27 protein-coding genes and 1 tRNA gene are annotated in these 24,839 nt (G+C 47.9%); 15 read left to right on the top strand and 13 right to left on the bottom strand.

Annotated elements, in window-relative coordinates; genetic code table 11:
* The first annotated feature begins 335 nt into the window (after positions 1-335).
* Positions 336-1,097, top strand: a complete 762-nt coding sequence (gene nagB, locus AC2UZI_RS06775) for a glucosamine-6-phosphate deaminase (protein ID WP_486943047.1) — start codon at positions 336-338, stop codon at positions 1,095-1,097.
* Positions 1,098-1,319: 222 nt separating this feature from the next.
* On the top strand, positions 1,320-2,507 hold the full coding sequence (locus AC2UZI_RS06780; protein ID WP_486943048.1) for an MFS transporter: 1,188 nt from the start codon (positions 1,320-1,322) through the stop codon (positions 2,505-2,507).
* A gap of 15 nt (positions 2,508-2,522) precedes the next feature.
* Here the strand turns inward: AC2UZI_RS06780 and AC2UZI_RS06785 are convergent, their stop codons facing one another.
* A complete protein-coding gene (locus AC2UZI_RS06785) occupies positions 2,523-2,747 on the bottom strand; it encodes a hypothetical protein (RefSeq protein ID WP_486943049.1) in 225 nt (74 codons plus the stop codon).
* Positions 2,748-2,937: 190 nt separating this feature from the next.
* Here AC2UZI_RS06785 and AC2UZI_RS06790 point away from each other — a divergent pair, with 190 nt between their 5' ends.
* The 5 genes from AC2UZI_RS06790 (at position 2,938) to AC2UZI_RS06810 (ending at position 5,879) form a co-directional block, all read left to right on the top strand.
* Entirely contained in the window at positions 2,938-3,138 is a 201-nt protein-coding gene (locus AC2UZI_RS06790) for a YqaE/Pmp3 family membrane protein (protein ID WP_486943050.1), read from the top strand.
* A 119-nt stretch (positions 3,139-3,257) separates the two neighbouring features.
* Positions 3,258-3,334: transfer RNA gene (locus AC2UZI_RS06795), tRNA-Ile, on the top strand.
* A 178-nt stretch (positions 3,335-3,512) separates the two neighbouring features.
* Positions 3,513-4,142 carry a pyridoxamine 5'-phosphate oxidase family protein gene (locus AC2UZI_RS06800; protein ID WP_486943051.1) on the top strand — a complete coding sequence of 210 codons (630 nt, stop codon included), beginning with the start codon at positions 3,513-3,515 and terminating at the stop codon, positions 4,140-4,142.
* 43 nt (positions 4,143-4,185) lie between these two features.
* Entirely contained in the window at positions 4,186-4,998 is an 813-nt protein-coding gene (locus tag AC2UZI_RS06805) for a hypothetical protein (RefSeq protein ID WP_486943052.1), read from the top strand.
* Between the two features lie 44 nt (positions 4,999-5,042).
* A complete protein-coding gene (locus tag AC2UZI_RS06810) occupies positions 5,043-5,879 on the top strand; it encodes a metallophosphoesterase (protein WP_486943053.1) in 837 nt (278 codons plus the stop codon).
* Positions 5,880-6,480: 601 nt separating this feature from the next.
* Here the strand turns inward: AC2UZI_RS06810 and AC2UZI_RS06815 are convergent.
* From AC2UZI_RS06815 to AC2UZI_RS06830, 4 genes are all read right to left on the bottom strand, one after another.
* Positions 6,481-7,008 (bottom strand): hypothetical protein, encoded by a 528-nt coding sequence (locus AC2UZI_RS06815; RefSeq protein WP_486943054.1) that lies wholly within the window; start codon positions 7,006-7,008, stop codon positions 6,481-6,483.
* 20 nt (positions 7,009-7,028) lie between these two features.
* On the bottom strand, positions 7,029-7,526 hold the full coding sequence (locus AC2UZI_RS06820; protein ID WP_486943055.1) for a multidrug/biocide efflux PACE transporter: 498 nt from the start codon (positions 7,524-7,526) through the stop codon (positions 7,029-7,031).
* 966 nt (positions 7,527-8,492) lie between these two features.
* Complete coding sequence (locus tag AC2UZI_RS06825) at positions 8,493-9,680, bottom strand: MFS transporter (protein ID WP_486943056.1); 1,188 nt, start codon at positions 9,678-9,680, stop codon at positions 8,493-8,495.
* A 148-nt stretch (positions 9,681-9,828) separates the two neighbouring features.
* The gene (locus tag AC2UZI_RS06830) at positions 9,829-10,362 is read right to left on the bottom strand and encodes a methylated-DNA--[protein]-cysteine S-methyltransferase (RefSeq protein WP_486943057.1); all 534 of its coding nucleotides are present in this window, start codon (positions 10,360-10,362) and stop codon (positions 9,829-9,831) included.
* 126 nt (positions 10,363-10,488) lie between these two features.
* Here AC2UZI_RS06830 and AC2UZI_RS06835 point away from each other — a divergent pair, with 126 nt between their 5' ends.
* Positions 10,489-10,914 (top strand): VOC family protein, encoded by a 426-nt coding sequence (locus AC2UZI_RS06835; protein WP_486943058.1) that lies wholly within the window; start codon positions 10,489-10,491, stop codon positions 10,912-10,914.
* A gap of 30 nt (positions 10,915-10,944) precedes the next feature.
* Here the strand turns inward: AC2UZI_RS06835 and AC2UZI_RS06840 are convergent, their stop codons facing one another.
* The 6 genes from AC2UZI_RS06840 to AC2UZI_RS06865 form a co-directional block, all read right to left on the bottom strand.
* Positions 10,945-11,952: a YeeE/YedE family protein gene (locus AC2UZI_RS06840; RefSeq protein ID WP_486943059.1), complete on the bottom strand. Its 1,008-nt coding sequence runs from the start codon at positions 11,950-11,952 to the stop codon at positions 10,945-10,947.
* Positions 11,953-11,987: 35 nt separating this feature from the next.
* A complete protein-coding gene (locus AC2UZI_RS06845; RefSeq protein WP_486943060.1) occupies positions 11,988-13,283 on the bottom strand; it encodes an NAD(P)/FAD-dependent oxidoreductase in 1,296 nt (431 codons plus the stop codon).
* 1 nt (position 13,284) lies between these two features.
* Positions 13,285-13,641, bottom strand: a complete 357-nt coding sequence (locus AC2UZI_RS06850) for a c-type cytochrome (RefSeq protein ID WP_486943061.1) — start codon at positions 13,639-13,641, stop codon at positions 13,285-13,287.
* Positions 13,642-13,810: 169 nt separating this feature from the next.
* Positions 13,811-14,137, bottom strand: a complete 327-nt coding sequence (gene soxZ, locus AC2UZI_RS06855) for a thiosulfate oxidation carrier complex protein SoxZ (RefSeq protein WP_486943062.1) — start codon at positions 14,135-14,137, stop codon at positions 13,811-13,813.
* Positions 14,138-14,150: 13 nt separating this feature from the next.
* Positions 14,151-14,657 carry a thiosulfate oxidation carrier protein SoxY gene (locus AC2UZI_RS06860; RefSeq protein ID WP_486943063.1) on the bottom strand — a complete coding sequence of 169 codons (507 nt, stop codon included), beginning with the start codon at positions 14,655-14,657 and terminating at the stop codon, positions 14,151-14,153.
* Positions 14,644-15,972, bottom strand: coding sequence for an FAD-dependent oxidoreductase (locus AC2UZI_RS06865; protein ID WP_486943733.1), 1,329 nt, complete (start codon positions 15,970-15,972; stop codon positions 14,644-14,646). The genes AC2UZI_RS06860 and AC2UZI_RS06865 overlap by 14 nt, the downstream gene beginning before the upstream one ends.
* A gap of 244 nt (positions 15,973-16,216) precedes the next feature.
* Between AC2UZI_RS06865 and AC2UZI_RS06870 the strand changes: the two genes are divergently transcribed.
* From AC2UZI_RS06870 to AC2UZI_RS06890, 5 genes are all read left to right on the top strand, one after another.
* Complete coding sequence (locus AC2UZI_RS06870) at positions 16,217-16,642, top strand: OsmC family protein (RefSeq protein WP_486943064.1); 426 nt, start codon at positions 16,217-16,219, stop codon at positions 16,640-16,642.
* 155 nt (positions 16,643-16,797) lie between these two features.
* Positions 16,798-17,319 carry a cytochrome b gene (locus AC2UZI_RS06875; protein WP_486943065.1) on the top strand — a complete coding sequence of 174 codons (522 nt, stop codon included), beginning with the start codon at positions 16,798-16,800 and terminating at the stop codon, positions 17,317-17,319.
* Between the two features lie 175 nt (positions 17,320-17,494).
* Positions 17,495-18,655, top strand: a complete 1,161-nt coding sequence (locus tag AC2UZI_RS06880) for an aminotransferase class V-fold PLP-dependent enzyme (protein WP_486943066.1) — start codon at positions 17,495-17,497, stop codon at positions 18,653-18,655.
* Positions 18,656-18,734: 79 nt separating this feature from the next.
* Positions 18,735-19,901 carry a PQQ-dependent sugar dehydrogenase gene (locus AC2UZI_RS06885; protein ID WP_486943067.1) on the top strand — a complete coding sequence of 389 codons (1,167 nt, stop codon included), beginning with the start codon at positions 18,735-18,737 and terminating at the stop codon, positions 19,899-19,901.
* Between the two features lie 9 nt (positions 19,902-19,910).
* Positions 19,911-20,777, top strand: coding sequence for a pirin family protein (locus AC2UZI_RS06890; protein ID WP_486943068.1), 867 nt, complete (start codon positions 19,911-19,913; stop codon positions 20,775-20,777).
* A 38-nt stretch (positions 20,778-20,815) separates the two neighbouring features.
* Here AC2UZI_RS06890 and AC2UZI_RS06895 read toward each other — a convergent pair whose 3' ends face one another.
* Positions 20,816-21,523, bottom strand: coding sequence for a glutathione binding-like protein (locus tag AC2UZI_RS06895; protein WP_486943069.1), 708 nt, complete (start codon positions 21,521-21,523; stop codon positions 20,816-20,818).
* Positions 21,524-21,892: 369 nt separating this feature from the next.
* Here AC2UZI_RS06895 and AC2UZI_RS06900 point away from each other — a divergent pair, with 369 nt between their 5' ends.
* Both AC2UZI_RS06900 and AC2UZI_RS06905 read left to right on the top strand, forming a co-directional pair.
* Positions 21,893-22,258, top strand: a complete 366-nt coding sequence (locus AC2UZI_RS06900) for an HPF/RaiA family ribosome-associated protein (RefSeq protein WP_486943070.1) — start codon at positions 21,893-21,895, stop codon at positions 22,256-22,258.
* 9 nt (positions 22,259-22,267) lie between these two features.
* Positions 22,268-23,383, top strand: coding sequence for a baeRF3 domain-containing protein (locus AC2UZI_RS06905; protein WP_486943071.1), 1,116 nt, complete (start codon positions 22,268-22,270; stop codon positions 23,381-23,383).
* Positions 23,384-23,403: 20 nt separating this feature from the next.
* On the opposite strand, the gene AC2UZI_RS06910 is transcribed toward AC2UZI_RS06905, so the two are convergent.
* Positions 23,404-24,720 (bottom strand): MFS transporter, encoded by a 1,317-nt coding sequence (locus AC2UZI_RS06910; protein ID WP_486943072.1) that lies wholly within the window; start codon positions 24,718-24,720, stop codon positions 23,404-23,406.
* Positions 24,721-24,839 lie beyond the last annotated feature (119 nt).

Consider the following 24,839-nt stretch of genomic DNA (forward strand, 5'->3'; position numbering starts at 1 on the left):
CATTGGCTTGAATGCGTCAAAATTGTGACAAAAAACACCGCGTCTAATTGGGTTTTGGGCCTTAGGCTTGATGTATTGCAACATAAGACACGATGTCTGTGGTCAAATAACACGTTGTGAGCGTTACATATCGTCGATTACCCAACGAGATAGTGCTTTCTTGGCCGAATTCTGGACACCGATACGCTGCTTACATTTGTAAACCACCCTAGTGGTTTTGTAGCTGGCTGTTTTCTCAATACTGATTATTGTAGTAGCTACACGTGTTCGGGTACGTCGATATCTCATGGGACGTGCTTTTTTAATGCAGACACAACTATCTAAATAACGAATCTATGTTCCTAGTCTTTCCAGATCCACAATCCATTGCCAATCACCTGAGCTCTTTATTTGTAGAGAAAATTCAGGCGAAGCCTGACTTGGTGCTTGGTTTGGCCACAGGCAGCACGATGGAGCCTTTGTATGCGCGTTTTGCGCAGAAGGCGAAAGCTCAAGCCTTGGATGTGTCGAAGGTGACGACATTCAACTTAGACGAGTACGTAGGGCTAGCGGCAAGTCACCCCCAAAGCTATAACTTTTACATGCACCAGCACCTTTTTAATTTGGTGGGTTTTGACGAACAGCGATTATTTTTGCCTGATGGGCAGTGCGTAGACTTAAACGAGCAGTGTGCACGTTATTCAAGCCACATTCTTGAGTGTGGAGGCCTAGATCTTCAGCTGCTGGGTGTGGGCTCAAATGGTCACATCGGTTTTAACGAGCCGGGTACGTCGTTTGATAGTCGTACTCATGTGGTGGGCCTATCTGAACGCACACGAATCGATAACAGCCGCTTTTTTGATGATAAAAGTGAAATGCCCACGCAGGCTATTACGATGGGAATTCTTGATATCTTAGAAGCTAAGGAAGTAATTTTAGTTGCTACCGGACAGCATAAGGCGCAAGTCGTATCCGACTACTGGCGCAGTGAGGTATCTGAGCACATGCCTGCCTCAGTGCTTAAAGAGCACCCGAAAGCTATGATTATCGTTGATGAGGCGGCTGCTTCTTTATTGCCTGCACACGTTTGTCAGCCAGCGTTGGCGATGGCTGGTTAATTAAGAAACGTATTGAATACGCTAGCTATTTACACGTCGTAAAAGAGAACTGATAACTACTACACCCCAAAAGTTGGACGCTGATCCAACCTTTGGGGTGTTTTTTATTGGCGTTTGCTTAAACGTAACAGCTAGAGCTCAATGCTTTGAATCTGCTATGGTGGGACGTAGGCTGTTAAGCTGTCATGTTAGAAAAATAAAACAAAGATACTGGGGCAATGAATGGAGCGTGTTACTAAAGCTCAGGGGCAACGTCTGCCGCCGTGGCTGATGTTTGTTGGGTTAATGTTGCTCGCGGCAAACTTAAGAGGGCCGTTTACCAATGTAGGGCCCATACAAGATTTAATTCAAGAAAGTTATCGTTTGTCTGCAACGGCCATTGGGCTGTTAACCACGCTTCCGCTCGCTGCTTTCGCCATTTTGTCGCCTTTTGCAGCCTCACTGTCGCGGCGGTTTGGTATTGAGTTATGTTTGGTTGTGGCGATGTCTACCGTGGCATTTGGTGCGGTACTGCGTTCGTTCTCTCCGGTGTGGGGCTTATACATTGGAACGATCTGTGTGGGGTTAGGGATTGCTATCGGGAACGTGCTGTTGCCTACCGTTATAAAGCGAGATTTCTCAAACCACATACCGACGATCACAGGCTTAAGCACAGTAACCATGGGGCTGACGGCAGCGATGCTATCGATGGCGATGGTGCCACTTGCCACGATGTGGGGCTGGCGCATGGCCTTGAGTACCAATATTTTGTTAGCCTTCTTCGCTGCATTGATTTGGTTTATGCGCTTAGGAACGGATAACTCGCCAATAGTAACCAGAGCAAGCTCGTCTAACTTCGGCGTATGGCACACCCCATTAGCTTGGTATATCACCTTGTTTATGGGGGCGAACTCCTATCTTTATTACGTGTTAATTAGTTGGCTGCCGTCCATATTAACGTCAAGTGGATACTCCCCCGGACAAGCGGGTACCTTGCACGGCGTCATGCAATTAGCCACAGCATTGCCGGGGTTGTTTTTGGGGCCAGTAGTACATCGTCTTAAGGATCATCGTCTATTGGCTGGAGGCATGGCTGGTTTAATGACTGTCGCTACCCTCGGTCTGTTAGCGATTCCTCAGTATGCGGTGGTTTGGGTGTCCTTATTTGGTATTGGATCGTGCAGCATCATTATTCTTTCTTTTGTGTTTATGGGGCTACGGTCTCATAGTAATGATCAAACGACAGCACTTTCTGGAATGGCCCAATCACTAGGGTATTTGGTGGCAGCAGTGGGGCCTTTTGTGGCAGGCTTTGTGCACGAACAAGCGGGTAGCTGGACACCACCGATGTTAATTAGCATTGCTGTGGGTGTGGCGATGATTGTATTTGGTATTAAAGCAGCGCAACCTGGGGTCATGCTTAGGGCCTAAAAACTTAAAACCAACCTAATTTAAAGGTTCTCGCCGCTCGGGTACAGGGTCATCAATGTCCTCATTAGGCTCATCAATCGGCTCAGGCGTATTGGGATCGTAATCCGGGTTGTGCGGATCTTTGATCGGGTTTCGTCCGGGCTCAGGCGGTTCACGGTGTTTAGGATCAGGCTCTAAAGGTGGTGGTTTAACCGGCTGGTGGCCAGGAGGGTAGGGCTGAAACGGATTATCTTGCGTCATGAGAGGCCTCCGCATAATCAAGATAGGGCATTGATGTAGCGTTAATCGGTACGGCGTATCGTGTGCGAGTTCATTGATTGTATCGAGAATGCACCAAGCTAAGGGTGTTAAAGGTAAGCGTTTATTGTAAAAGTACTGGAATACCCCAATATCGAGTAGAATTTTATGTCTTAAATTTTGGGCATCTATTATGCGTTTACTTATTGCGTTAATTCTTCCTTGGCTTACCTTTTTCACGATTGGCCGCCCCATTGCAGGAATCATTTGCTTGATTTTACAAATCACCGTTATTGGTTGGGTTCCGGCAGCCATCTGGGCCGTGTATGCGCTTAGTCAGTACAAAACGGATAAGAAAATCGAGAAAGCATTTCAGCAGCAAGGAAGGAGTTAATTGCCTAGGCAGGGCTATTTATGACTAGCCAGTGACGGCTAAACTGTGTAATAATCCTTGTCTTTGATCGCACTACCTTTGGTGGTTATTCACGCCGCAGTGCGAGCTTGCGCAGTAAAGGGCCTATAGCTCAGTTGGTTAGAGCAGCGGACTCATAATCCGTTGGTCGCTGGTTCAAGTCCAGCTGGGCCCACCAGAAATACGAAGTATATCAAGCAATTAGCGCTACCCTAGCCGGTGGCGCTTTTTTGTTTCTCAATCCCGTTTGACCAAAAGTTGGCTACCTTTGCATGGCTAACCAGAAAAGAAGTCGCTAGGGCATCGGTGTGATCGCCGTTGTATGATGAATAAACATTTCAACATGGATTACTGCTTTGAGTGTATTCAATACTGTTCACCAAATTCACGATCTTGAGTCTTTAGAGGCGCTTTACGGGCAGCCTTCTAGCGCTTCTCTCAGAAAGGAAGTGAGTTATCTTCATCCTTATTATCAAGAGTTCGTAGAGGCGTCGTCGTTTGTTGTTCTGGCCACGAATGGGCCTGAAGGTGTGGATGCATCCCCCAGAGGGGATCCCGCAGGTTTTGTCCGCGTTTACGATAAGCAAACGTTATTGCTTCCAGATCGTCGCGGTAATAATCGTATCGATAGCCTACGTAATATTATTCATGACTCTAAGGTGGCGCTATTTTTTCTTGTTCCCGGCGTCGGAGAGACGTTACGCGTGAACGGGACCGCTTCGATTACTACCGACCCAGCGTTACTACAGCCTTTTTCCGTGAACGAAAAGCTACCAACTTCCTTGCTTGTGATAACCGTAGAAAGGGTGTTTTTTCAGTGTTCACGCGCTATTTTTCGGTCGAAATTATGGGACCCCAGTTTACATGTGAAGCGCGATACCTTGCCAAGCACCGGTGCGATACTGGAAGCGCTAAGTAATGCGGAAATCGATGGCGAAACATACGATGCAGCCTTGGCTGATCGCGTGCAGAAGACCCTGTATTGATCTCTTTTGCTAACTTTTACAGAACCACCTTGAGGTAGATCCTATGGAAACAGTAATAGTGATAGGAATGGTACTGGCGATTTCCATTGGCGCGTATTGGGTGTTACGAAGAAAAAACGAAAGCCCGTCGGCGGCCAGTGGCATGGAGGGCAATCCGTCAGGCGCGAACAAGAAGGGCGCTCTGGATATCGACGAAATGAGGCGCCAGGAGGCCGAAGCAGCACGGCAGTTAGCGTTAAGTGGTCTTAGTAACGACGAGGCCAAGTGTTTGGCGCAAGCTCGTCAGTTATTAGAGCGGCTTAGCCCCAGTACCGAGTCCATCGAAAGGCGTACTAAAGAGAAGCTTATTACTGATTTGTTCTTTCAAACCCGAGCGGTGACCGAAGTCCGTCATGGGGCTGATGTGTGTCGAACAAATTATGGTGATGAAGTAGTGAATGATGCGTCATATATGGCTCCCAGACTTGAAAGTGGGTTAAGCACTGACGAGGTTCGCGAGTATTGGAGTCAACCGTTATTGATGGCGATGTTAATTCCTGAAATTCATGCTTTGTCGAAAAGCTTATATGAAAATGCGTTAGTTGAATCAGCTAAGGTAAGTCAGCAAGAGGCGGAGCGTCAGTTTAGGCAAGCGCACGTGGTATACGGTAATCCTATTTCAGATAGGCAGCAGATTTTACAGATGGGTGGCTACACCGAGCAGGATGCCGCATTGTATGTAGAGTTTAGTAAACGAGCGCAGCGCTTGGCATCGACGCTTAAAACCGCTTTGAAACGGAACCCTGATCCTGATTCAGCGTTAAACATTTCGATGAACGCTAAGCTCAGGCGTTTATTTGCCGAAACGCAACGCTAAGCCTACGTACACTTGATTCGGTCTTGAGGTAATACGGTTAATTTATGCGAATCCAGCTTCTTTCTGATCTTCACCTTGAGGTTGACCCCGATTACATGCCCGAGGCGGCCGACAATGTAGATGTGCTCGTTTTAGCGGGCGATATTGCGTCGTACGCTTCACATTCATTGATGGTAGATGATGATTTTGGGTTGAGGCGATTTTCACCATTGTTACCGGACGCTAAATGGCCTCGGGTGCTGTACATTCCGGGCAATCACGAATTTGATGCTCTCGATTATGAAGCCACCTATCGTCGATTGCGTTGTCTCTGCGAAAGCCTTGGAATAGAGTGGTTAGACAGAGAGACCATTACCATTGGTGAGGTACGTTTTATAGGTACCACACTGTGGAGTGATTTCGAGGCACTTGCCGTGAATAAAAACACCATGACTGAACAGATGCGAGAATTAGAAAAAGCGTACAGGGCAGCTAATTATTACTTGAATAAATACACGAGCTTACGCCACGGTAAGCCTATGTTGGCAGAGGACATCCGCCTTTTGGCTAAAGAGTGTCAGGGGTGGTTGTACGAGGCACTATCAACACCTTTTGACGGAACAACTATCGCCGTTACCCACTTTGCCCCTACGTTAGAAAGTGCCGATCCACGATACGGTGTTAGCCCTGGTACAGCAGGCTTTTGTAATGCACTTGAGAGCTTCTTACCCTTTACCTCTATTTGGATGCATGGACATTTACATTGTCCTAATGATTTTTTAGCGACAGGTACTGTTGAGGGTAGAGCCTACCGCTGTCGTGTCGTTGCAAACCCACGGGGATACGAAAAAAATGGAGAGCAGGAGAGCTTTCAAGAGGGCTTTTACATCGATGTTAATTAACTAAACAACACGGTATTTTTCTTTCGCCGTAAGGCGATGGCTCTTCTGCTAAGACGACAGAAAAGCAATTTTTTAAAATAATAATAATGTAACAGTCGGCTGGATCAGAGTGGATGCTAATTAATAGTCAAAGAACCTCGTTTTCCCACTTTATGCGATCTACAGGCATTTGAGCTTCGGTTATCCCCAAAGTTATGCACAGAAAATGGGGATAACTTTGCGCTTGACATTTAGCTGTGATCGATAGAATAGATCCTAAAATAGGTCCACTATAAATCTGGTGATGTTTTTATCAATATTCCGATGTGTTTATTAAAATTTGGTTTATAAACAGCAGCTTACGTTTATATATTAAACTATTATATTAGCGTTAGTTAAAATATTAGGCTGATCTTGCAACGATGAAGGCCTATAAGTCTTGACATTTCAAATTCATAAACAACTGAAGCAAGTAGGTTTGGCAAGCTACCGTTGACGAGATATCCACTGTTAGTGAATTTCTAATGTCAAGACACTAAAATTGCTTTTTTGGGTTATTTAGCGCAATAAACCTTGCTTGCGTTTTGTAACGCAGCCCTAATTTGAGGGTGGTGAAGCGTTGTTAGCTAAGCTTGGTCTTTTCGGTGGCGACAACATCAATCACATCGGCGTCGGTCGTCTGTTTTTCGTTAAGTAAACGGCTTGCCATGGCGTGGCATTCATCAATGTGTTTGTTGCATACGCGACTTAAAACCACGTAGCTAATCGTAGAGGCAACCACTGTCCCTACGACAGGAACGTATTTTGAAGCGTATTTTCCAGCCAATCGTTTAGCCCCTAGCGACTGTAATAGTGCAATGATGCGGCTAGGAGTAATCATTTTTCCAAGCAACCCTACGCTAAAACTTGCGCTACTGACAATGATCAGCTTTTGAAGTTCTGGCGATAGTTCTTCAACTTGCTTGGCGCTTAAGCCGAACTTTTCATTGATTTGCGGAAGTACCTGCAAAAGTATAGCGACGTCGGTACTGACATCGACGCCGGGTATGGGTACGACGGCAGCGGCTGCTGATAATAAGGCTCGCCGGCTCACCATCTTTCGGCAAGCGCTTTTAATTTCATCGAGTTCTTTCAGAGTAGTCGCTGCCATAAGAGTCACGCTAGAAAAGTTTAGCTATGCTTTAGTTGACGGGCTTTTACGATACGTTTACGCAAGGTGTCGTAAGCTAAATTATAAAAGAAAGTATAGGGCATGAAGAAGAGAACGATGCCGATGTTCAATGCCAGAGCATGCCATAACGTCGTATCAACCCACCATGCGATTAAGGGTACCACCATCAAAATAAGACCGGACTCGAAGGCGCAAGTGTGAAGAATGCGCATCCAGAAGCCGCGTTTAAAACCGTAGCGATATTGCAGGCGATCAAATAACCAATTAAAAAGCATATTCCATAGCATCGCGATAGCAGAGATGGTCGCTGACAAGGCAGCCATAGAACCAACCGGTTTTCCCGTGATCCACATGGCAAGGGGTGTAGCAAAGAGGATGCCAAGACCTTCAAACAATACGGCGTGAAAGATCCGTTCTTTGGTGCTGCGCTGATATTGGCTTAATTCGGAAAGCGAGGCACGGTCGGGTGAGGTAGTGCTATGAGTGAGAGATTCCACAGCTAAATATAATGTTCGTCGCCAGAAGTGGTTTAACACCGAGCGGCTGGTTGATCGGGATAGGGTGAAGGTGCCAAGGCCCGAGATAAGAAAGGCATCGGGGAAATGCTTGGGCCCAATTCGTTATTGTAGCGCTGGGAAAGAAGTAGGGGTGAAAAGGCGATCATAAATTGTTCAGTTGTGCGGACATCAAGTAACGATGTAGCTGCTGAGCCTTTGGGCACAGATTATCCTCAGGCTTATGCACATAATTTGCGTATAACTTTGCCTTTCTTATTACGTTGCCAGTTGGTTAATGTTTGATCAATAGGCTGTGAGCCTTGTCTAATAAGGCTTACAGCAACTTAATATGCCGTTATTAACAAGCTTCTGCACAGTTGTTGTGTGTAAGCGCTGCCACGACATTATTTCTGTTTTTTATGCTGTCTTTATGCGCTGATCTAATACGCGCCATCCGATCACACCCCAAAAAAGGTCGGTTTTCAGCAGAATTCGTAGTTATTCGAATGTTGGTCGAAAACTACTCACCTCATGCATAGCTAAGCGGTATGCGAGTTAGCGGAATGTATTAGCGATGTATCCCCATTGTTGTACACATAATTTGGGGATAAGGTCACGAAATTAGCGCCTTGATAGCCTGAGCTAAAACTATGCATACCCCGCTAAGCCGCAACGAATAAGGCTTAGCGGTGCTTGTTAGGGACTTACTAACATGCTTCTGCACATTTTCTGTGGGTAAGCCACTTCAGGTGCTGAAAGATGGGCTACACATAAAAAAACCAGTCCGAAGACTGGTTAAAGAGGAGACCACTACAGAAAGGAACGTCAATTCACTATAAACCAACTTCTTGCTATTTCTGTCTTTAGTAATAAAGCTTAACAACTCATAGCAAAGCGACGGAAGTTGTTTGCTGAATGTGCCTCGTCATCGGTTAAGAAGCGTCATTGATACGTGTAAAAAAGCACCTAGGCAAGTGAGCTTTTATAAATGTATCGTTTGATGAGGGCTACGCTAAGAAGGCCGCATAGAAAGATAATGATCCCTACCGAGGGCCAGCCAAAATGTTCCACACTTGAGCCCACCAGAGCAGGACCTACCACTTGCCCCATATTACTGCCCTGCATGGTTAAACCAATGGTGACAGGGATGGCTGCGGCAGTAGGTGCGATACGAGGAACGGAAGACACGATAGCGGCAGGAATTAAACCTCCTAGGCTAGAGAAGCTTAAGCACAGCAGCAATGACACAATCGGAGTGGGCTGCGTGAAAAATAAGCTTGTTCCGCATAAGACCATCCCTAATGTTGCTATGAACAATAAGGTGGATCGTGAGACTCCCGCTGTGATTAATGTTGCTGCACTGAGGTTGCCCGTCACGTTAGCGAAAGTGGCCAAGGCTGTGAAGTAGCCCGCAGCGCTAACACTAAAGTCCATGCGCTCGACTAATAACAGAGGCAGGAAGCTAAACAGCGCAAAGTACATCATCGAGTACAAAGCAAAAATAGCGGTAAAGGCAGGAGCAATACTGGTAGAGAATAATTGCTTTAGATGCGATTTGATTTCTTCAAACTCTGGAAAGATCAGTTCTGGGGGGGGAGGGGATGTGAAGCATAAAACCAATGCCAAAGCGATGAGTGGAAGCAGGGCGCATAACCACCATAAAAGCCTCCAGTCACTAAACCAGCCGCCTATCAGTATAGAGATCGCCATACCGATGGGCATAAAGCAGCTCCAGAGTGATAGGCTGATGTTTTTATTGCGCTGGTGGGTGGCTTTATCAATCAGTGCTGGGCAGGCAACGATGATTAATACAAAGCCTAAACCTTCTAGGGTGCGCCAGCTAAGTAGCCATATTAGGCTGTCAGCCCAGGTCGAAGCCGCAGACGCCGTAGCAAGTATGATTAAACCCAACATAACAGAGCGTCGTTGGCCATGGCGCATGACCAACGTGCCCAACGGAATGCCTCCGAGCATTCCAAGAATGGAAAATAGTGCCGTTAACCAACCAATGTGCGTGAAGCTTAGTTGAAGCTGTTGTTGCAGAAGTGGAGCACCAATGGCAAGTTTACCAATTTGCATCGCTGCGACTACGCCGCAGAAAATCAGCGCGATGACTGAGCTCCATCGTGTCTTATTATTTATAGAGGCTTGCATGAGATGATGAATAGGTTAATGGATATGTAACACTACCCTAAGTCAGGCAATGAAGCGAATCGATTAACCCCTCATTTAGGCCTTATCTCTACCCAAGCAAACGTAGTTGAAGCAATAGAGTTCGTTCTCTTTCGAATGTATGGCAGAGCTACATGGTGTGCGTAGCGGCCTCAAGATCTAGAAGCTCGCGTTTACGCTCTACACCCCAGCGGTAGCCTGATAGCTCGCCGCTGCGTCGCCGTACACGATGACAAGGGATGACAACGGCAAGTCGATTGGCGGCACACGCACTCGCTACTGCACGTGAGGCGTTCGGGGAACCAATGCTTTCTGCAAGCTCAGAATAACTCACCGTTTGTCCAACTGGAATGCGTAGTAATGCTTTCCAAACCTTTTTTTGAAAATCGCTACCTTGAATGTGTAATGGCAGTTCTACGCCTAATTTTGGATCTTGAATAACGCCCACGACCTTGTTGACAAGCGGTTCTAGCGCTTGCTGTGTTTGGCTAAGTTGTGCCTGCGGAAACTCATCGCGCAGTTGTTGAATAAGGGGCTCAGGGCCTTCACCTAAAAAGAGAGCGCAGATCCCTTTCTGGTCTTGTGCAACAAGAACAGTACCGAATTGGCACTGGCCCACTGCGAAATCTATCGTGCTTGTCTGACGAGAAGAAGATGAGCTCATGGCATGCCTCCGGTTAGTCACTAGTATCTATAGCATAAGACAGGTCGCTACGTAAAAATATCCGTTTCTTGTGTTCTTGCTTACAATACGGGCGGTATGTAAACGAATCAATAAGGAAAGCGGTTAATGAAACTTACTCCATTTCACTTGGCTATACCTGTTTATGATTTGGCGGGTGCGCGACAGTTTTATGCTGAAGTATTGAACTTAGAAGAGGGACGTTCAAGCCGTCAATGGGTCGACTTTAATCTTTATGGACATCAGCTTGTTATCCATGAGCACCCGAAGACTCCAGCTCAGGAAAAAGCATACACGAATGCGGTTGATGGCCATGATGTGCCTGTACCCCACTTTGGCGTGGTGTTGGCTTGGGAGCAATGGGAGGCCTTGGCCGAACGATTAGCATCGTTTAAGGTCAAGTTTTTGATTGAGCCTTATGTTCGCTTTCAAGGACAAGTTGGTGAGCAAGCGACGATGTTCTTTCTTGATCCTTGTGGTAATGCCTTAGAGTTCAAGGCGTTTAAAGATATGGATCAATTGTTTGCGAAATAAGATAGCGATTGCGTGGTAGCCGGCAGGGCTTCAAGCTGTTGTAGCTTTGAAGCCTATACGTGCGCCGATTATGATTGTAATGGCGGCAATTACCGAACTAAACGCAAGCGTAGAAAGTCCGGTTAGGCCTTGGCCAATGGTGCAACCGAAGGCAAGTACACCACCCACCCCCATTAGCAAGCCCCCCACGATATAGCGGGCCATTTGCTTGGGAGACTCAAAACTACTAAGTTGGTAGTTACGACGAATTAGTGCACTGAAAAACGACCCTAGCAGCACACCGAATACAAGTGCAATGCTAAATTTCAGGTTAATTCCAGTAGAGAGCATGGCGTATTGAATGGTATCCCCGATAGGGGCTACGAAGCTCAGCGACGTTACCGGTATGGGTTCGAATGGGTCGTCTCCTAGCCAGCCTGTTGTTAGCCACCCAGCAATGATCAGTATCCCCACGATAACGCCGCTGATAAGGTCTTTGGCGCGCTGCCCCGAAGCTTTAGATACCAGCGCAAACCACAGTAACAGCACGACAAGCGACCCAATAATAATTGTTCGCAGAAGCCCTTCGCTAATAGTGACAGCAGTAGGGGTGAAGCTGGTTAGCTGATTGAGGTAAATACGTAGTGGCGCGAGCACCCCGGTAAGTGTCATATAAGCCGCAATGCCTAAGCATAGCAAGACCACAAATGACCGAAGGTTACCCTGAGCTAATAAAACTAAGGCTCTTGCCCCGCAACCATTGGCTAAGCTCATGCCGTAGCCGAACAGCAGCCCACCGAGGGGCAGTAGAAACCAGGAGTATGACGGCATCAAGTAAAGGGACTGGTTAAGGTTAACCAGATTCATCGATGCGATAAGATGCGTACCTGCTAATGCCACCGCTAGAGCGATGGCAAAAGCATGTAACTTATAGCCTGTGCGTCCAGACCAGAACTCGCTTAGGCCGCGATGTAGGCAAAAACCGGTAATTTGTCCGGTGACGCCGAAAATAAGACCGATGGCCAAGGCAGCCCAAAGTACGAGTTCAGTTTGTATCATGAATAATGTAGAAAAATGGACACCGGCCTAATAGCTTAAGTCCGTGTGCCCCACGCATCAAGGGAAATAGCGTTGTACCAGGCTTCGCCGTACTCAGCTTCCAGCTTACGGAATTTAGCGTCAGCATCTTTGGGGCTTACGCCACCAGACGCTTCTACTATTTTACCGTCTTCAACAGCGTATTGGTGGCCGACGGAGATGCCATAATCTGGAGCAATAAGGCTATAGCAGGTATTGGTAAAAGCAGCCTTAGCAGGTGCTTTGCCTTCTAGCGAGTTTACAATCGCCGCCGCTGCAACTTTGGCTTGCGCACTGGCTGAGAACCCTGACTTAGGCATAGGCGAGGCAATGGTAGCGTCGCCCACAACGTAAATGTCAGCGATGAGTTCGGACTCGAACGTATCGTGTTTTACCGGTACCCATCCACTTGCGTCGGTAACCCCAGCTTGTTCTGCGATGGCACCGGCTTTCTGAGGAGGAATAACGTTAAGTACGTCGGCCTGATGCGTTTCACCGAATTCGGTAACAACGGAGAGGTTAGCGGCGTCAACGCGAGCCACTTTTCCGTCTTGCGACATCGGTACCCATTCGATCAGGTCGCCATAAAACTGATTCCATCCGTCTTGAAACAGGCCTTGCTTCGAGAAGGCGTCTTTAGCGTCAAGAATAAGAATTTTTGATTTGGGCTTATTGTGCTTAAGATAATGCGCAACCATACTTACGCGCTCGTACGGTCCAGGAGGGCAGCGGAACGGATTCTCTGGGGCGACCATTAGGAAGGTACCCCCATCTTTCATGGCTTCCAACTGTTTTTTTAGCAATACGGTTTGTTCGCCGGCTTTCCACGCGTGCGGTGCCAATAAGGATGCCGCTTCGTCGTAACCTTCAAGCGTTCCCCAGCGGAAATCAATACCTGGGGAGAGTAGCAGCTTGTCGTAACTTAAGGAGTCGCCATTGGCTAATTTTAGTTTCTTCGTGTCGGCATCAACGGCGGCAGCAAAGTCATGAACTACATTAACGCCGATGGAGCGAAGGTCGTCGAAATTGTGGCCTTGTTGTTCAAAGGTACGCAAACCACCAAAGTGCAAATTCGTGAAGGGGCACGTGTAATAGGTTTTTGAAGGCTCGATAAGGGTGACATTAATAGCGGGATTTCGGCGCTTAATGTACCTTGCTGCGGTTGCTCCGCCGAAGCCTCCGCCGACTACGATTACATTACCGGCGGCTGGGCGAGCATAAGACGGAACAGATAATAAAACAGCAGAAGCTGCTGTGATTTTGCCGACTTGGCCTAACCATTGGCGACGAGAGAAGTTAATGTTTTTTTTCATGTTATTTAGCCTCATTGCCGGATTTGGTGGCATCGATCTGCGAAAAGTGTTTAGCGAGCGCGGCAATTTCCTCATCGCTAAAGCCTTTAATGAGGCGATTCATGATGGTGGTATTAGCGGGCGGATTGTCTGATTTGAAGGCAAGTAACTGATCAAGCAAAATACTTTCTGATCGTCCTGCGATGGTAGGGATCACCCCCGGAGAGCGACCATCCGTGCCGTGACAGTTGGCACAGGAGGCAGCCTGCACCGTGACATCGAATGTGGATTGGGCTGACACGGCAGGCTGTATGGCAAAAGCGGCAAAAAGAGCAGATGCCACAGCAGCGGATCGACCTAAGCTAAATAAAGTGCGCATGGTTTTACTTTTATTCAATTTGTAATAAAAAGCATGGTACCTAGAGGCGGTTTTGATTCAAACAACCTTTCTCGTACATGAATATAGCTTTTGGTTATAAGGGATGGCATATCCGCTTAAGCAGAAAATGGCATTCCTTTCGATCCACGACTATTTTAAGGCGCCGTTATTAGGCGACGGACAATTCGGTACCGTCATCCGTAATGACCGTGCCTTCGTCGTCAATCCATTTCATTTGCAACATTCCTGATTGCGTGGCGACGAAGGTGAACTCAATGTATGGGTTTTGAGAAATGGCGGTTTCGGGTTGCCAGGTGAACAATAACTCGTTGTCCAGCGTAGCCTCAAAGGTGTGAATGATATTGCGCTCAACCTCATTGCCGTCTTGATCTAAGCGCAGGCCGGTTTCCATACGGTGCACGATGAGGGCGCGCACGCGCACGATTTCACCTGCCTTAGGGTTGGCATTACTAATCCAGATACGTGGTTTACTCATTTTAAAGCCTTCATTACATGCCGCAGCCGCCGGCTGTCACGGTGATGTGTTGACGAGCCATCAGGACGCGTCCGTCGCTCATGCGCGCAAGCGCTCTGATGGTTTGCGTTTCAATTAGACGCAGTCGTATTGCCGCCTCTGTGGTTCCCGCTAAAGGGGTGAATTGAAAACGGCAAGCTAGCGGGCGTGGGTTACCTTCAGCGATCACAATCAGTTCTTTGCAATAACTGTCAGGTGTAATGGGTGTTTCGAACACCACCTTGACGGGTACAGCCGATGGGTTGTCTCCCAAAGCGGGCATATCCAATTTAAGGCCTTGTTCTACCGGCTGATCGCCTTGCAAGAACGCGTCAATAACAGCTTGAACTTCAGTTTCACTGGCCGATTTTAACGCTTGCTGTAGCGCTTGTTGTGCGTGAAGCGCAGTCGGTAATAAGGACGTACTCAGCCCGAATGCCACCCCTTTTAGTAATTGGCGGCGTCGGGCGAAGTTCGTTTTATCGATGTTAGAGAAAATCATTGAAACGACTCTTAATCCATTTGAAATCGTCTGCTACGAGGTCAGCGGTGCGCACGTCCATGTCAATTTGGGTTTGAAGCACGTTACCCGAGGGGTCGAGTTCGTATTCAAATACAACTGAGATTTCCTCTTGTGGGTCACCATTAACCATCATGTAGCATAAGTTATCAGGTAATACGGGAACGACCTCTTTGTCGGCAACCCGCTCGTATATGTTTTGTGCGACGATTTTAGCAATGGCGTGAGCTACGTGCGCACTTTTAGGGTAATGTCCGAATTGTTCAGAAATAAAGCCCATCGCGTCGCCCACGACGTAGACGTCTTCGTCGGCATTAGCGGTAAAGAATCGAGGGTGTATATCTGCCCAGCCGGTAGGTTTACCATCAGGGCCTGTACCAATAAGATCAGCGTACCAGATCATATCAGCGGCTTGATGCGGGGGCATCAATACGGCATCGTCGAACTCGAAATCGCCCGCCGTCGTTTTAATGCGTTTATTAAACGGATCTACCTCTCGGACAGAGGCATTGGGAACGTGGGTAATAATGTCTGGATAGAGTTCTTGGAACGCGGCGCGGTATCCCTCACCAATAGGAGCAATATTGGGTTTGGGATCCAATATGATGATTTTTGCTGGGATGTTATTGGTTTTAAAATGCCAAGCCATCAGACAGGCACGCTCATAAGGCGAAGGCGGGCATCGATGCGGGGGAGGGGGGAGCGTCATGACAATCGTGCCCCCCTTGAATGTTTTTAGCTTATTTTTAAGCGCCAACATTTCAGCGTTTGGGATGTAAGCATTTGGAAAGTGCTGACGCGTGTACTCAGCGGCGTGAATATCGTTTCCAAACCACGCGTCGTAGGCGTTGCGTATGCCCCCAGACAAGATTAAGAAGTCGTAATCGATAGTGCCGTGAGACGTTCTGACCGATTTTTTATCGCGCTCAATTGCGGTGACTTCGGTGTTAATTAAGGTGTAGCCATACTTAGTGGCAGGGTGCAACATATCGTGGTTAAGGAAATCCGTATTAACGATATCAATTAACCATTTATTGCTCATGGGGCCAGACCAGAACGTAGGGTTACGTTCTAAAAGCACAACCTCTGCATTGGGGATCAGTTCACGTAAATAGCGAGCTGAAGTCATTCCTCCCCATCCGCCGCCGCAAATAACAATGCGAGGCCCTTTGCCTGAGCGGGGGAGTAGTTGAGTTTTGCTGTGGATGGCAGCTGGGGCCGTTAGGCCGGTGGAGGGAAGGATAAGTGAGCCGATCGCCAAGGCAGGGGGCGTCAGCATAAAGCGTCGTCGATTCAATGTAGCTCTCCTCGTAGTCATGACATGACACACGTTAATTGGGCCGACTTGCCCAAAGATAAGTTAAGAATAACTGAATAACTTAATTACTGATAGAAATAAGTGGGTTTCGTCCAGCGGATGGTTAGCGTTGTTACGTGTGGTAATGGCCTTTTTGAAGTGATGCGTTATGGTTGAAGCGCGTTTAGGTATCTTTATTAAAAGGTGCTTTCCTTGCGTAATGACACTGAGAGATGGAGGCATTATGAGTAAAAAAGGATCTGCGGTTTGGGAAGGAAGTATCAAAGAAGGTGGCGGCACGATTTCAACCGAAACGGGTGTGCTTCGCGATGCCCCTTATGGCTTTAATGCCCGTTTTGAAGATGGGCTCGGTACCAATCCTGAAGAGCTTATCGCTGCTGCCCACGCAGCGTGTTTTTCGATGGCGTTATCGTTGATGCTGGGGGAGGCGGGAGCCACGCCTGAGCGTTTGGCGACGACGGCTGCGGTCACTATTGAGAAAAAAGGGGATGGCTTTGAAATCACATCAAGCCGTTTAAGTCTTCAAGCTAAAGTACCGGGAATTGACGAGGCTCGCTTTCATGAAATCGCCAATCAAGCGAAAGAAGGCTGCCCTGTTTCAAAGTTGTTGAATGCGGAAATTACATTAGAGGCGACCTTCGAGTCGTAGCGATAGATGTTTTGTGAAAATAGAATAGGTAAAAAGCGTGCCTTTATGTATTGAAGGCACGCTTTTTGCGTTTACGTATCAACCGCTGTAATGAAACAGTATGCCAAACTATGTTAGACCTGTGCCGTCAGTATGTTTACGTAAAGGAGCACCACATGAAGGCAGATTCTAAAGAGCGCTACGGTAGTATTTCTCGATTATTTCATTGGGGGATGGCGTTTTTCATTACTTGGCAGCTATTAAAGTTCTTTGACCGTATCAGTGACGGAGAGCATTGGGTAGGGGAGAATCTCGTTTCCTGGCATATTTCAATTGGTGCGGTGCTATTTGTACTTATCGTGTTGCGATGTATTTGGGCTCTGCAACAAAAAGGTAAGCGGCCTGAACAGGAGCCCGCAACCGCCTTCTTAGTGAACGCAGGGCATTTTTTGTTGTATGCCGCGATGTTGCTCATGCCCATTACCGGTATTTTGTATATGGTTGGTAATGGATATGGCCTAGACCCGTTTGGCGTAGAGCTTATTGCGGGCGGTGAAGAAATTCCGTGGATGATTAGCGTGGGTGGGCTGCATTCCCCCTTGGCGTGGCTGCTTCTTATCATGATTGTTGGCCACATTGCGATGGCGTTGTTTCATCACTTTGTTAAAAAAGATGGCACCCTAAAGCGTATGCTGTGACCTAAGTCTGTAGCCATTTTTTGGGTTGGGATTAAAGCCTGCGTCAACGCGCAGGCTTTTTCCTTGTCTGCGTCATCCGCTAACAAGGTTAGGCTGGTGTTTGAAGGCCGCACACGATGACGTAATAGACTAAAATTAAACCTAATTTTGTCTATTTTTAATACTGGAGCCTATTATGTCTCGCTTGCCGTCTCACGCCGACGATGACGAATTGCTTGAATATTCGGTGGTCTATACAGACCGAGCTACCAACCATATGTCTAGTGCTTTTCAAGGTGTGATGAGGGATATCTCCAGAACACTAAAGCAGGTTTATAACGCGCATTCTGCGATTGTCGTTCCTGGAAGTGGAACCTTTGGCATGGAAGCCGTGGCTAGGCAGTTTGCAACGAATAAGTCATGTCTGGTTATTCGCAACGGTTGGTTTAGTTTTCGCTGGAACCAAATTTTCGACATGGGTGATATTCCCAGTGAAACCGTAGTGCTTAAAGCACGTCCGGCTCATGATGGCAAGCAAGCTCCTTTCTCGCCACCTCCGATTGAAGAAGTGGTTGCCGCCATTCGAGAGCATAAGCCAGATTTAGTGCTTACCGCCCATGTGGAAACCGCGTCAGGAATTATGCTGCCAGACGATTACTTACGAAAAGTGGGCGATGCCGTGCGTGCAGAGGGTGGGCTTTTTGTGCTGGATTGTATTGCGTCAGGCACTATGTGGGTTGATATGCAGCAAGCCGGCGTGGACATTCTGATTACGGCTCCTCAAAAGGGGTGGTCTTCATCCGCCGGATGTGCGTTGGTGATGTTGGGAGCCACCGCACGCCAGCATATTGAGCAAACCACCAGCACGTCGTTTGCTTGCGATTTACGTAAATGGCTCCAAATTATGGAAGCTTATGAGGGCGGCGCTTTTGCCTATCACACGACCATGCCTACTGATTCGTTAGTTACGTTACGCAATGTGATGGCCGAAACCGAAGCCTATGGCTTTGAGCGTTTACGACAGAATCAGCTAGAACTCGGTAACAAAGTACGCGCCTTACTCAGCCGTAAAGGCTTTGCTAGCGTTGCGGCTAGCGGCTTCGAGGCACCTGGCGTGGTGGTGAGTTATACCGATGACGATGGCCTGCATTCCGCTAAGAGATTTGCAGAAGTCGGTTTGCAAACGGCTTCCGGTGTGCCGCTTGAATGCGACGAACCAGCGGATTTTAAAACCTTTAGAATTGGGTTGTTTGGTTTAGATAAATTGCATAACGTCGATCGCACGGTCGCTTATTTAGCGAAGGCATTTGATGATATGGGTGAAGCGTATGCTGATCACACCGAGCTAAGTCACTAAGATGTTTTCTGTCCGTTGCGTGGTGGACAGGAAGAAGCTCGGTTGTGACATGTAATGTTCATGATGTGGGGGCGGTGTTATGTTGAGGTGCATTATGCGTAGTCGCTCATTATGCAGTAGCGTAGCCTTAGGCATGGTTATGGTTCTGCCCTCGTGGCAGAGTATCGCCAGCCCACAGCCAGAACCGACTAAAGCAGCCGTGCAGGTGACTGAGCTTGTTTCCGGGTTACGCAACCCATGGGCACTTGCCTTTTTGCCTGATGGCCAAATGCTCATCACCGAGAAGTCAGGCAATTTACGTGTACTGAACGCAGAAGGCCAACTCTCAGAGCCATTGGGCGGTACGCCTGAAGTGGCTGATAAAGGTCAGGGTGGGCTACTTGATGTGGTTTTGTCTCCGAGTTTCGAACAAGATCGCTTTGTGTACCTTAGTTATGCCGAGTCTGATGGCAAGCACGCCGGCACGGTAGTCGGGCGCGGAAGGCTCGCTAAAGACCTCTCCTTCCTAGAAGCCTTCACCCCCTTTTTTCATCAAGAACCTAAGCTGTCTACAGGACACCATTTTGGTAATCGCATGGTATTTGCGCCAGACGGTATGTTGTACGTGGCGCTGGGTGAAAACAATCAACGCTCGAGCTCTCAAGATTTAGATAAATTACAGGGGAAAATAGTTCGGCTTCATCCCGATGGGGCTATTCCTGATGATAATCCTTTCGTCGGGCATCTCGAGGCTAGGCCTGAAATTTGGTCATATGGGCACCGTAATCCGCAGGGTATGGCATTAAACCCGTGGTCGGGGCAGTTGTGGGCCCACGAGCATGGGCCACGCGGCGGGGACGAGGTGAATCTGATCAAGTCGGGTCGCAATTACGGTTGGCCATTAGCGACGTATGGCATTAATTACACGGGTTTTGCAATTCCTGAAGCGAAAGGCCAAGTGCTTTCAGGGACCGAACCACCGCTTTTTTGGTGGAAGCGATCACCCGCTATTAGCGGAATGGCCTTTTACGATGCTGACCGCTTTCCTCAATGGCAGCATTCATTGTTTATCGGCGCGCTACGAGACAAAGTGTTAATTCGTTTAACCTTAGACGGTGACACGGTCGTGGCTGAAGAGAGGCTGCTGCAGGAACGTAATGAGCGTATTCGAGATGTACGTCAGGGGCCGGACGGCTATGTGTATGTGTTAACGGATTCGTCTAATGGGACACTGCTTCGTCTTGCACCCATTGACAGTGATAAGTGAGAAACAGCGATGCTCGAGCTAGTTATTGATCCAAGAGTGCAAAGTATTGGCGCCTTTGACGTAGAACGAATTCTTCCGTTTCGACGTCGCCGTATGGTGGGGCCTTTCATCTTTTTTGATCGTATGGGGCCTCATCAACTTGAGGGGCCTGTTTCATTACAAGGTGATGTACGACCGCATCCGCATATTGGACTATCGACGGTTACGTACTTGTTTGACGGAAGTCTTACTCATCGTGACAGTTTAGGCATAGAGCAAACGATTGAACCGGGGGCTGTGAATTGGATGACGGCGGGTTCGGGTATTAGCCATTCTGAGCGATTTGATGAAATGCGTCAGCAAGGGGGGCGTATTGATGGTGTTCAAGGTTGGGTTGCGCTTCCTGCCGAGTTTGAAGAGATTGATCCTAGTTTTGAGCATGTTGATCAAGATGATTTACCGGTACTCGAAGAACCCACATGGCAAGGACGCCTTATTGCGGGTGAAGCTTTCGGTTGTACCTCGCCGGTGCAAACTTACTCGCCGTTGTTTTACATTGATCTCAGTCTAAGCGCCGGTGCCAGTGTGCCACTTCCCACTCAGTATGCAGAGCGCGCTATTTATCTCATCAGTGGCACGGTGGAACATGCAGGCCATCGCTATGAGGCCGGGCGTATGCTGGTTTTTGCAGAAGGGAGTGACCCAAAGGTGGTGGCGTTAACGCCAGCGCACATGATGATATTAGGGGGCGAAAGTATCGGAGATCGACACATTTGGTGGAACTTTGTGTCGTCCAATAAAGATCGTATTGAGCAGGCCAAATCAGATTGGGTAAAAGGGCATATTGCTTTGCCACCTACCGATAAGGATGACTTTATTCCTTTGCCTGCGCGTTAAAAAATGCCACGATGCTTAAAAAACATCGTGGTATTTTTTTAGTTGTTGGCGGGGATTTCCAATCCGCGCTGCACCGCAGGCCGTGCAAGAAACTGTTCCAGCACACGTCTTACGTTACCGTATTTTTGAAATTCGACTAAATCTCCGGCCTCATAGAACCCCACTAAATTACGTACCCAAGGAAATATGGCGATATCGGCAATGGTGTATTCGTCTCCGACTACCCAATCTTGATCTTTCAGTTGTACATCAAGTACGCGCAGTAAACGTTTGCTTTCTGATACGTAGCGCTCAAGTGGGCGCTTGTCTTCATACTCTTTACCGGCAAATTTGTGGAAAAAACCCAGTTGGCCAAACATGGGGCCTATGCCCCCCATTTGAAACATCAACCATTGCAAGGTTTCCATGCGCAGTGCAGGGTCTTGAGGTAGTAATGAGCCTGACTTCTCGGCCAGATAAATTAGAATTGCACCAGATTCGAACAAGCCAAGGGGCTCGCCATTCGGGCCATTAGGATCAAGAATGGCAGGAATCTTATTATTGGCACTTAGTGAGATGAATTCGGGGGTGAGTTGATCATTGGTCTGGAAGCTAACGAGATGTGCTTCATAGGGTAGCCCGATCTCTTCAAGCATGATCGATGCTTTTACCCCGTTTGGCGTTGCTAATGAATAGAGCTGCAGACGGTCAGGGTAAGTCGCTGGCCATTTGCGAGTGATGGCAAATTGATCAAGAGGAGTAGACATTCAACAGCATCCTTGCGAAGAGTTCGACGTAAGCTTCACTATATCGTTGTTTGTTAGGCTGCCGCAATTTAGCTGCATTTCTATTGGCTATTGAACGTGTCGATCTGTTTTGAAATATATGGACTAAATAGTGCAAAGGGGCTTGAGTTAGATCAATGGGAAAGGCAATCTATTGTTATACGTTTAAGGAGTCTGTTCAGGTACCAGCATTCACTACCTTCGATTGAGCAACCCACTTGAGTCCAGACAAACGACTATGGGTTGCGAATTTCTGAACTTCGTAACAAGTCAGTTTTGGCTATTTTTGCTAGCATGGTTAATGTAGTGTGCAGTTTCGGATCTTAGGTATTTTTATAATAAGGCGTAAGCATGGAAATAATTACTAACACCGATACCCGTATTGAAAACACTGCCGATTTACGTGAGCGAGTCAGTCAGGTCTTGCGTCAAGAGCTTAAACACGTTTCGGACTCAATTACTCGCATTGAGGCCCATTTACGGGATGTAAATAGCGATCGCGGGGGCGCTACCGATCGAAAATGCCTGTTGGAAGCCAGAGTATCCGGCCTACAGCCTATTGTTGCCGAACATCGTGCGACAGATATTGGACTTGCCTTAACTGGGGCTGCGAAGCAGCTTGCCCGTGCTGTACGTTCTGCCCAGGGGAAGGCGGGTGGAAATGGTAGCCGTAGTGATGCGCATAAGCGTATTGATCCTACGCCTGAAGACGTTTAAGGAGTTTATATGCACGTACTTAACAATCAGTTATTAGCTAAATTGCTCAATCAACGCTCAGGACCTTGCTTATCTATCTCACAAAAAACACATCGATCTTTTCCCGATAATGCTCAAGATGTGATTCGTTTTAAAAACCTCATCAAGCAACTTGAAGGGGCCTTGGACAAGGCAAACGGAGATATCAACAAAGAGGTATTGTTAGCACCTTTTAAAAAGCTCGCAGCCGATACCGAGTTCTGGAAGCGCAATTTTGATGGGCTGGTGGTGCTGAGCAATCTAACTGAATCGTATGTGTTTAAAGTTCAGCGGCCAGTTGCTGACTTTGCGGTGGTGGCTGACTCTTGGCACCTTAAGCCCTTGCTGCGCAGCTTACAGACGGCGGATCGTTTTCAGGTTTTGGCGTTAAGCCGGGACTCGGCCGTGCTTTACGAGGGCAATCGCTTTGCACTTGATAAAGTGGCGACAGCATCCAGTTTTCCTCATACAAACGAAAATATCGGTGGAGCGATTGATGACACCCATGTCACGAGCGCTAAGACACATCATATTGAACGGTCCAACGAGATTGATAGAGAGGCGGAAAACTATTTTCGTGCCGTAGACCGAGCCACCACAGAGAGCTATTCGGCGCCCTCTGATCTGCCACTGGTTTTGGTAACCTTACCCGAACACCAAGGTGTATTTAGACGAGTATCGCATAATGGCAACCTGCTTGATCAAGGGGTGTCTATCGACCCTAAGTCGTTAGAGCCTAATGAATTGCTAGAGCGCGTTTGGTCGGTTATGGAGCCTACCTACCATGCTCGCACACGCCATGAAATCGAGCGATTCAAGCAAGCTCAAGGTACGGGCTTATCACAGGATGATATTGAACAGGTTTATGTGGCGGCGTTAGCGGGACGTGTTGAGCATTTGCTCGTCGACGCCGATCTACGCATCGCAGGACGACTTCACGCAGAGCAAGAACGCATTGAGTTCTTAGGAGGCTTTGATGGGCCTGATGCGGCCGATTTATTAGACGATATGGCTGAATTGGTATTAAGAAATGGAGGCAGAGTCATGGTGATCCCTTCCGAAGTCATGCCTAGCGGCAGCGGAGTGGCTGCCGTTTACCGATACTAGTTTACGGGATGAGGCCAGTCTCAAAGCGTATTGGGACTGGCTTCAGGTGAGACGATGGCAGGACACTTCTTTGCGAGATAGCATAATATAAAAGTTAATAAGCTTAGGAACACGCAAAAGATGATTAGGGCGACGTTTAAGCTGAAAGCGTCAGCAATCCAACCCACCCCAAGAATGGGGGCAATCGCCCCTAAATAGCCCGTTATCAAATAGGTAGATGTCAGTGCAGATCGCTGATGTGGCATAGCGACTTTATTCACGACGGCCATACCGGCTAATAAGCACAGACCATGACCTAAAGCGGTTGCTAGTAGGCTAATCGCAAAGATCGTAATTGAGTTCGTGTAGAGGTTGATGCCTAATAGAATATTGCTTACGGCTAAGCTAAGTAGTCCCAGCATAATGCTTCGTCGTATTGGCCACTGCCGAGCCATTAACTGAAAAGAAGCAGATAAAAACAAGATGACGCCTATGGATAAGCCACTGATGGCTGGTCCGTGCCAGGGCAGCATCATCCCCATAAAGGTCGGTGCTAACGATGCGAAAAGACTGAATACGCCAAAGGCGCTAAACGCTGAGAAACTCCCGATCAGAAAGGGTCTTCGTAGGGCGCCTTTGGGTAGCAAAATGCTAGGTAGCCAGTTTTTCAATGACGAAGGTTGCCGAATCTCAGGGCCTGCTTGAATGCCTAATCGTTTTACGTTCAGTGTTAACAACGCGTAGATGGATAGCACCCCCATCAAGATAGAAGGGATGTAGCTGGACCGTAATGGGGCAGGTGCCCACTGAGCAATCAGTCCGCCTATTACCGGCCCTAAGCCAAAACCAAATGCCAACATAAGACTAGTCGTCGCCGCGGCGCGCTGTAGATCGGATGATCTTGTAAGCCGTGTAAGGCCGATTGACGCCGACGTGACGATTAGGCTGGATGCGATGCCGATAAGCACTCGACTGAAACTAAAAGATGCAAAATTCCATGCTACGGCCGAAAACGTGATGCCGACGGTGACCAGAATGAGACTGACACGTAGCACAGGCATAAATCCGTATTGGTCGCTTAGTTTCCCTAAAAACAATAAGCCGCAAAGGGCGGATGCCATATAGACGACGTAGATTACGGTGATGTCCCCAGTGCTTAGGCTCCAGAGATCTTGATAGAGTGGGTATAAAGGACTGGCAAGGGCGGTTCCCATTACGCCCACGCACATGGCAAAGCAGACCCAAAGGTAAGGGTAGCGGTGGATGTTTTTCGCTAGAAACCGACGATGCTCTTGGTTTGCTTTGGGCTTATCGTTGAGCGTAGTGGCGGTCTCTGGCTTATTTGAACGTGGCGTCATGGGCTAGAAAATTAAATCAAGCGTTAAATTAATAACGAACTTACGGCTAATCGCCATAGAATAGCAGCTAGAAAACGGATGCCTTCCATCGCATGGCGGAATGCGTGAGTAATGAGATA

It is taken from the genome of Paenalcaligenes sp. DL 463, assembly GCF_057475185.1.

Bases quoted from the DNA above. Each gene is read 5' to 3' on its own strand.
- nagB (WP_486943047.1), top strand. From the start codon at position 336: ATGTTCCTAGTCTTTCCAGATCCACAATCCATTGCCAATCACCTGAGC.
- AC2UZI_RS06780 (WP_486943048.1), top strand. From the start codon at position 1,320: ATGGAGCGTGTTACTAAAGCTCAGGGGCAACGTCTGCCGCCGTGGCTG.
- AC2UZI_RS06785 (WP_486943049.1), bottom strand. From the start codon at position 2,747: ATGACGCAAGATAATCCGTTTCAGCCCTACCCTCCTGGCCACCAGCCG.
- AC2UZI_RS06790 (WP_486943050.1), top strand. From the start codon at position 2,938: ATGCGTTTACTTATTGCGTTAATTCTTCCTTGGCTTACCTTTTTCACG.
- AC2UZI_RS06805 (WP_486943052.1), top strand. From the start codon at position 4,186: ATGGAAACAGTAATAGTGATAGGAATGGTACTGGCGATTTCCATTGGC.
- AC2UZI_RS06810 (WP_486943053.1), top strand. From the start codon at position 5,043: ATGCGAATCCAGCTTCTTTCTGATCTTCACCTTGAGGTTGACCCCGAT.
- AC2UZI_RS06815 (WP_486943054.1), bottom strand. From the start codon at position 7,008: ATGGCAGCGACTACTCTGAAAGAACTCGATGAAATTAAAAGCGCTTGC.
- AC2UZI_RS06825 (WP_486943056.1), bottom strand. From the start codon at position 9,680: ATGCAAGCCTCTATAAATAATAAGACACGATGGAGCTCAGTCATCGCG.
- AC2UZI_RS06830 (WP_486943057.1), bottom strand. From the start codon at position 10,362: ATGAGCTCATCTTCTTCTCGTCAGACAAGCACGATAGATTTCGCAGTG.
- AC2UZI_RS06835 (WP_486943058.1), top strand. From the start codon at position 10,489: ATGAAACTTACTCCATTTCACTTGGCTATACCTGTTTATGATTTGGCG.
- AC2UZI_RS06840 (WP_486943059.1), bottom strand. From the start codon at position 11,952: ATGATACAAACTGAACTCGTACTTTGGGCTGCCTTGGCCATCGGTCTT.
- AC2UZI_RS06845 (WP_486943060.1), bottom strand. From the start codon at position 13,283: ATGAAAAAAAACATTAACTTCTCTCGTCGCCAATGGTTAGGCCAAGTC.
- AC2UZI_RS06850 (WP_486943061.1), bottom strand. From the start codon at position 13,641: ATGCGCACTTTATTTAGCTTAGGTCGATCCGCTGCTGTGGCATCTGCT.
- soxZ (WP_486943062.1), bottom strand. From the start codon at position 14,137: ATGAGTAAACCACGTATCTGGATTAGTAATGCCAACCCTAAGGCAGGT.
- AC2UZI_RS06860 (WP_486943063.1), bottom strand. From the start codon at position 14,657: ATGATTTTCTCTAACATCGATAAAACGAACTTCGCCCGACGCCGCCAA.
- AC2UZI_RS06870 (WP_486943064.1), top strand. From the start codon at position 16,217: ATGAGTAAAAAAGGATCTGCGGTTTGGGAAGGAAGTATCAAAGAAGGT.
- AC2UZI_RS06875 (WP_486943065.1), top strand. From the start codon at position 16,798: ATGAAGGCAGATTCTAAAGAGCGCTACGGTAGTATTTCTCGATTATTT.
- AC2UZI_RS06880 (WP_486943066.1), top strand. From the start codon at position 17,495: ATGTCTCGCTTGCCGTCTCACGCCGACGATGACGAATTGCTTGAATAT.
- AC2UZI_RS06885 (WP_486943067.1), top strand. From the start codon at position 18,735: ATGTTGAGGTGCATTATGCGTAGTCGCTCATTATGCAGTAGCGTAGCC.
- AC2UZI_RS06890 (WP_486943068.1), top strand. From the start codon at position 19,911: ATGCTCGAGCTAGTTATTGATCCAAGAGTGCAAAGTATTGGCGCCTTT.
- AC2UZI_RS06895 (WP_486943069.1), bottom strand. From the start codon at position 21,523: ATGTCTACTCCTCTTGATCAATTTGCCATCACTCGCAAATGGCCAGCG.
- AC2UZI_RS06900 (WP_486943070.1), top strand. From the start codon at position 21,893: ATGGAAATAATTACTAACACCGATACCCGTATTGAAAACACTGCCGAT.
- AC2UZI_RS06905 (WP_486943071.1), top strand. From the start codon at position 22,268: ATGCACGTACTTAACAATCAGTTATTAGCTAAATTGCTCAATCAACGC.
- AC2UZI_RS06910 (WP_486943072.1), bottom strand. From the start codon at position 24,720: ATGACGCCACGTTCAAATAAGCCAGAGACCGCCACTACGCTCAACGAT.